This is a genomic window from Nonomuraea sp. SBT364 (assembly GCF_001083785.1).
GTDB lineage: Bacteria > Actinomycetota > Actinomycetes > Streptosporangiales > Streptosporangiaceae > Nonomuraea.
The window spans coordinates 1-6425 of the sequence record NZ_LAVL01000278.1; the positions used below are offsets into that span (position 1 = coordinate 1).

The window sequence follows — 6425 nt, forward strand, 5'->3', positions numbered from 1 at the left end:
AAACTGACGAGCGCACCCCCGCAAGCCCCCGAAATCCCGCCGACTCGGCGCACCCCGGCACGCCCCGAACCGACCACACCACATACCGCAGACCATCCCGAACCCACCACGCCACCGGGCCACCGCACGAGGCCGGTCCCGTGCGACACGCACGAGGGCGTGGATCCCGTCACTCCGGCCTGCGTACGGACGGCCGAGCCGACGTCCCTCGGGCTCCTGATGTCCGGGGCCTCGGCGCAGGCGGAGGTGGTGGAGCGGGCGTTCGAGGAGCTGGTCGACACGGCCCTGCTGAGGCGGCGCGGGGGCCACTACGTGTGGCATGACCTCGTCAGGATCTTCGCCGCCGAACGCGCGTTCGCCGAGGACACCCAGGAGGCCCGCACCGCGGTGCTGGAGCATGCGGGCGCGACGCTGCTGGCGCTGGTCGAGCAGGCGCACCGGCGACACTACGGCGGCCACTTCACGGTGCTGCGCGGCCTGGTCGACCTGCCCGAGATCGACGGCTCGCAGATGTTCGGCGACGAACCGCTCGGGTGGCTGGACGCCGAGCTGCCGGTCCTGATCCGCGCCGTGCAGCAGGCGGCCGACCATGGGCTGGCCGAGCTGGCCTGGAGCCTGGCCATGACGGCCGTCACGCTGTTCGAGACCTACGGCTACTTCGACGACTGGCGGGCCGTCTCCGAGGTCGCGCTCGCGGCCTGTCTCTCCGCGGGCAACGCCCGGGGAGAGGGCGCGATGCTGTTCTCGCTCAGTTCGCTGGCCATCTTCCAGCAGCGCTACGACGACGCCTGTCCCCTGGTCAGCGCGGCCCTGGCCATCTTCGAGAAGATCGGCGAGGATCACGGCCGCGCGCTGGCGCTGCGCAACGCCGCGCTGCTGGACCGGGCCGGCGGCGACCTGGACGGGGCCCTGCGGCGCTACGCCGAGGCCCTGGGCCTGCTGCGCGCCGTCGGCGACCGGGCGGCGGAGGCGTACGTGCTGTCCAACATGGCCCTCATCCACGGCGAGTGCGGGCGTCTGGACGAGGCCGATCCGTTGCTCAGGCAGGCGCTGGCCATCTACACCCAGGAGGGCGTGCGGCGGGGCGAGGCCCAGGCGCTGATGCGCCTCGCGGAGTTGTCGCTGCGCCGTGGCCGTTCCGAGCCCGCGCTGCAGGCGTACGGCAAGGCCCGGACGATCGTCCGCGAGGCGCATGACCGCATCGGAGAGGCGTATGTGCTCCAGGGCCTGGGAGAGGCACACCTGAAGCTGGGGCGGGCGGGAGACGCCGAGCGGACGCTGCGCGAAGCCCTCGACATCGCCGCCGAGGTGGGCGACCGGCTCATCCAGGGCCGGGCCCGGCTCGCGCTGGGCACGTTGCTGCTGGAGAGTGGCAGGCCGGGGGCGGCGGTGGAGCTGGAGCGGGCGCAGGCGCTGTTCGCCGAGATCAACGCCGAGCCCTTACGCGCCCAGGCCGCCGAAGCCCTGACCCGCATTCACCAAACGACGCCCTGACCACCCAACGACGCCCCTCGCCACCCAACGAGGCCTGCGCTCGCTGAGCGCGGTCCGCAGGCGTCAACCCGTGCCGTGCGCTTGCTGAGGTCCTGGTGGTGCGGCCGTTGACCGGCGTGCCCGTTGAGGCTCTGGTTCCCCGTGTCGCTGGGCGACAAGCCAGAGCCGCACGCCGGTCGACGGCTGCCGTGTCACATCGTCAGATGGTCCACGGGATGTCGCAGTCGATCTTCGGATTCGTCTCGCACAGGCGAGGCGGGTCCGAAGCCGGTCCGTCGGCAGTGACGCCGGCGGGGCCGGCGACCCCGGTGAAGGTCGCTGCCGCGATCGCCAGGATGATCAGCAACTTGCGCATTCTTACCCCCGTCTAACTTCCGATCGACGGCGCCGACAGTAGCCGGGGGCGCTTTGGTTTCGCTTTATCCCAGGTTGTCAGGTGCGAGTGGTGCTCGGGGTGCCATGCCAGCTCTGCCACAACGCCGCATAGGAGCCGCCCTCGGCGACCAGCTCGTCGTGGGAGCCGAGCTCGCTGATGTGACCGTCCTCCACCACTGCCACCCGGTCGGCGTCGTGGGCCGTGTAGAGGCGATGGGCGATGGCGATGACGGTGCGGCCGTCGAGGACCGCCGCGAGCGAGCGCTCCAGGTGCCTGGCCGCGCGCGGGTCGATGAGCGAGGTGGCCTCGTCCAGGACCAGCGTGTGCGGGTCGGCCAGGACGAGGCGGGCCAGCGCGAGCTGCTGGGCGTGGGCCGGGGAGATGTCCAGGCCGCCGGAGCCGACGACCGTGTCGAGGCCGTCGGGGAGGGCGAGCACCCAGTCGAGCGCGTCCACGGCCGCCAGCGCGTCGCGGACGGCGGCGTCGTCGGCGTCCGGCCGGGCGATCAGCAGGTTGTCGCGCATCGTGCCCTTGAAGACGTGATGCTCCTGGGTGACGAGCGCGACGTGGCCACGCAGGTCGTCCAATGGCAGGTCGACGAGCGGCACGCCGCCCACGGTGACGGTGCCGGTGCGCGGGCCGTGGATGCCGGCGAGCAGCCGGCCGAGCGTCGACTTGCCGGCGCCGGACGGGCCGACCATGGCCAGGCGTTCGCCGGGCCGCACGCTCAGCGACACGCCGTGCAGCACGTCGCGGCCGGGCCTGTAGGCGTAGCGGACGTCGTCGGCCTCCAGCAGCTCGCCGGTGGGCCGGGCGCCGGTGGGCCGCCGGTCGTCGGGCACGTTGGCGACGCCGAGCAGCCGCGCCATGGCCGCGCCGCCGACCTGGAGCTCGTCGATCCACATGAGGAACCGGTCGAGCGGGTCGATGAGCTGCTGGGCGTAGAGGGTGGCGGCGGTGACCTGGTCCAGCGTGACCCAGCCGGAGCTGTAGAAGAGGCCGCCGAACAGCAGCGCGGCCACCACCGGGACCACGTAGCCGAGCTCCACGGAGGGGAACCAGATGACGCGCAGGCGCAGCGTGTAGCGTTCGGCGGCGAAGGAGCGGCTGATGTCGCGGTCGGTGCGCTCGCGGCGCCGTTCGTGAAGGCTGAGGGCCTCGATGGCGCGGGCGCCCTCGACTGTTTCGGCCAGCCCTTCCGTCATGTCGGCGTATGCGGCGTTCTCTCGCAGGTAGCCGTCGCGGGCCCGCTTCAGATACCACCGGGTGCTGAAGTAGAGCAGCGGCGCCGCGATCAGCATGGGCAGCATGAGCAGCGGCCCGACCAGCAGCAGCGCGCCGATGGTGATCGTGAACGTGACGACCGCGATCAACGTCTCGGGCACGGCGTGCCGTACGGTCCTGGACAGCGAGTCGACGTCGCGGGACGTACGGGTGAGCAGGTCGCCGGCGCCGGCCCGTTCGACCGTCGAGAGCGGCAGCCCGAGCACCTGGTCGACGAACTCCTCACGCAGCTCGGCGAGGACCTTCTCGCCGAGCCTGGACGAGGCGAGCACGGCGTAGCGCACCAGCACTCCCTGCAGCAGCAGGAAGCCGGCGATGGCGGCGGCGACCAGGAACGCGTTGACCGGGGCGCCCGTCTTGACGTCGTTCACCAGGTGGCCGAGCTGCCACGGCACGGCCAGGCCGGCGACGGCGGCGAGGCCGTGCAGGCCGAGCGCGCCGGCGAGCTGACGCGGGTATTTCAGCGTGAGGCGCCGTGCGTAGGCGCGCACCTGCTTCTGATCGGCGACGGGCAGGATCTCGCGAGCCATGTCGTCAGTCCTCCCCTCTGGTGACGGTCGCGGCGTAGGCGGGCGCGGTGGCCAGCAGGTCGCGATGGGCGCCTTCAGCCCGTACGCGGCCGTCCTCGACGTAGAACACGTGGTCGGTGCGGTCGAGCACGAGCGGGCTGGTGGTGCAGATCAGCGTGGTCTTGCCGGCGCGGGCCTCGGCCAGCCGGTGGGCGATGCGGGCCTCGCTGTGCGCGTCGACGGCGCTGGTCGGCTCGACGAGGATGAGCACCTCCGGGTCGGTGATCAGCGCCCGGGCGAGCCGGAGCCGCTGCTGCTGGCCGCCGGAGAACTCGCGCCCGGCCTCGGCCACCTCGGCGTCGAGCCCGTCGGGCAGCGCCTCGACGATGTCCTCGGCGCAGGCGGCGTGCAGGGCTTGGCGTACGCGCTCGGAGGAGGCGCCGCCACGTACGTCGAGCTCGTCGCGCAGCGGGCCGGTGAACAGGCGTGCGCCGTTGTCGGCGACCAGGATGCGCGCGCGTGTCTCGTCGATGGGCAGCGTGGCGAGGTCGGCGGCGCCGAAGGTGACGTCGCCCTCGGAGTAGCGGCCGAGGCGGTCGGCGATCGCGGCGGCGTCCTCGGGCGTGCTCGCGGCCAGCGCGGTCAGCCTGCCGGGTTGTACGGTGACGCCGCTGTAGGAGTCGCGCAGCACGCCGCCCGCGCTGGCGCCGTCGCCGCCGGTGACCTCCGGCTCGATGGACAGGATGCGCACCACCCGGCGGGCGGCGACGTGGCCCTTGGTCAGCTTGTCGGCAGCCTCGGTGAGCGTACGCATCGGCCCGATGAGGAACACCGCGTAGGTGTAGAAGGCGACGAGCTGGCCCACGGAGATCTGGCCGGACACGGCGAAGGACGCGCCGAGGCCGGTGACGAGCGCGATGAGCAGGCCGGGCAGCAGGATCTGGGCGCCTTCGAGCAGCGACTCGACCCGCGCCACGGCGACGCCGGCGTGCCGTGCCCGCTGCGACTCCTCGCGGTAGCGCTCGGCGAACACCCGCTCGCCTCCGATGCCACGCAGCACCCGCAGCCCGGCGACGATGTCGGCCGAGCGGGTGGACAGGTCGCCGGTCAGGTCGCGCTGCCGGTGCTGTCTGCGGTGCAGCGGCTTGAGGAGCGGCGCGACGGCGCCCGCCATGACCGGCACGCCGACCAGCACGAGCAGGCCGAGCGGCAGCGAGGTGGAGATCAGGATCACCGTAACGGTGACGATCGCCACGATCGCGCCGGTGCCGCGCAGCAGGATGTCCATGGAGCTGCCGATGTGCGCGATGTCGGAGTTGCCGACGCTGACCACTTCGCCGGTCGACAGCCGCTTGGGCAGGGTTGCTCCCAGTTTTGCGGCCTGCCGGGTGGTGAGCTGGACCGTGCGGTAGGCGGCCGCCAGCCAGTTGTAGACGGCGAACCGGTGCCGCATGATCCCGCTGAACGCCTGGAGCAGACCGAGCACGAGCAGCACCCCCGACCAGGCCAGCAGGGCGCGGGTGTCCTTGGCCGTGACGGCGTCGATGCCCTTGCCGAGCACGGCGGGCACGAGCGACTGCACGAGCCACCAGAGCGTGGCGAAACCGATGCCGCCCAGCAGCTGACGGCCCTGGCGACGGGCGTTCCACCAGAGGTAGCGCAGCGGGCTTCGGATGTCAGGCAGGCCGGGATCGGCTTCGGGGAGGGAGCGCATAGCCCGTCAAGGTTGGCAAAGTCCTTGCCGGTCCAGCAAACCATTTTCCAGGGCTGACGCCCGCCCCGGGAGTGCGCCAGAATCGTTGGCTGTGGAGCACGGGTACACGAACAGCACGGTCGGAGACGGCGCTCTGGTCGTCAAGTGTTACCAGGGTCCTGACGCGCGGATCCGGCTCAGGACCGAGAGCCGGTTCCTGCGGCGGCTACGCGGCCGGCTGCCCGTGCCGCGGGTGCATTCCGTCACTGAGACGAGCGTGAGCATGCAGTTCGTCCGAGGCGCGCACGGCCAGGACCTGCTCGACGAGGGACGGGCGGCGGAGGTGCTGGCCGAGTGCGGGCGCACGCTGGCCCGGCTGCACCGGCTCGGCCTGGTGCACGGCGACTACGGCCCGCAGAACATGCTGTTCGACCCGGCGACGTTCGAGACGACCGCGATCCTCGACTGGGAGTGGGCGCATCCCGGCCGGCCGGTGGAGGATCTGGCGTGGTGCGAGTGGATCGTCCGGGCGCACCACCCCGAGCACGTACCGCACCTGCGTCACTTCTTCGACGCCTACGGCGGCCCGGTGCCGCCCTGGGCCGACCGGCACGCCTGCATGCTGGCCCGCTGCCGCACCCTGCTCGACTTCGCCTCCCGCTGGGAGCCGGGCGGCGAGGGCGAGAAACTGTGGCGGCACCGGATCGAGACCACCGCCGCCTGGACCGCCACCTGACCCGTCGGACCCGCAGCGTGGGCCGACACGCCCGAACCGCTGGGACCGCCCGAACCGCTCGCTCCGCTCGATCCGGCTGTCGCTGCCCGGGCTGTGGTCGCCAATCGGTGAAATCGCCAGCCTTACAGGGGGCCCTTTATCGCTTGACACACCCGAGTAACACTCTGTTCATGTCCACCACGCTGTATGGCCGTGCCGCCGAGCAGGAAGCGGTGCGGCGGTTGCTCGACGGGGCACGGGGCGGGGACCTGGCTCTTATTAACATCTGACGGCGCCGACGGAGAGGGTAGGGGATGTCTCTGGTGTGGTCGGTACATTTAACAAAACAAGACA

General features: G+C 71.9%; 5 protein-coding genes. 2 read left to right on the forward strand and 3 right to left on the reverse strand.

Annotation, left to right across the window (positions count from 1 at the left end; genetic code table 11):
• The first annotated feature begins 159 nt into the window (after positions 1-159).
• Positions 160-1494, forward strand: coding sequence for a tetratricopeptide repeat protein (locus ADY59_RS46065; RefSeq protein ID WP_049577310.1), 1335 nt, complete (start codon positions 160-162; stop codon positions 1492-1494).
• Between the two features lie 199 nt (positions 1495-1693).
• Here ADY59_RS46065 and ADY59_RS50885 read toward each other — a convergent pair whose 3' ends face one another.
• The 3 genes from ADY59_RS50885 to ADY59_RS46075 form a co-directional block, all read right to left on the reverse strand.
• Entirely contained in the window at positions 1694-1849 is a 156-nt protein-coding gene (locus tag ADY59_RS50885; RefSeq protein ID WP_156326154.1) for a hypothetical protein, read from the reverse strand.
• Positions 1850-1926: 77 nt separating this feature from the next.
• Entirely contained in the window at positions 1927-3684 is a 1758-nt protein-coding gene (locus ADY59_RS46070; RefSeq protein ID WP_049577313.1) for an ABC transporter ATP-binding protein, read from the reverse strand.
• A gap of 4 nt (positions 3685-3688) precedes the next feature.
• Positions 3689-5377 carry an ABC transporter ATP-binding protein gene (locus ADY59_RS46075; protein ID WP_049577315.1) on the reverse strand — a complete coding sequence of 563 codons (1689 nt, stop codon included), beginning with the start codon at positions 5375-5377 and terminating at the stop codon, positions 3689-3691.
• Between ADY59_RS46075 and ADY59_RS46080 the strand changes: the two genes are divergently transcribed.
• The gene (locus ADY59_RS46080) at positions 5337-6092 is read left to right on the forward strand and encodes a phosphotransferase (protein WP_231619222.1); all 756 of its coding nucleotides are present in this window, start codon (positions 5337-5339) and stop codon (positions 6090-6092) included. The two genes, ADY59_RS46075 and ADY59_RS46080, sit on opposite strands and share 41 nt — an antisense overlap.
• Positions 6093-6425: the final 333 nt, after the last annotated feature.

Excerpts from the sequence above, each read along its gene's own strand:
- ADY59_RS50885 (WP_156326154.1), bottom strand. The coding sequence starts at position 1,849 with ATGCGCAAGTTGCTGATCATCCTGGCGATCGCGGCAGCGACCTTCACC.
- ADY59_RS46070 (WP_049577313.1), bottom strand. The coding sequence starts at position 3,684 with ATGGCTCGCGAGATCCTGCCCGTCGCCGATCAGAAGCAGGTGCGCGCC.
- ADY59_RS46080 (WP_231619222.1), top strand. The coding sequence starts at position 5,337 with ATGTCAGGCAGGCCGGGATCGGCTTCGGGGAGGGAGCGCATAGCCCGT.
- ADY59_RS46075 (WP_049577315.1), bottom strand. The coding sequence starts at position 5,377 with ATGCGCTCCCTCCCCGAAGCCGATCCCGGCCTGCCTGACATCCGAAGC.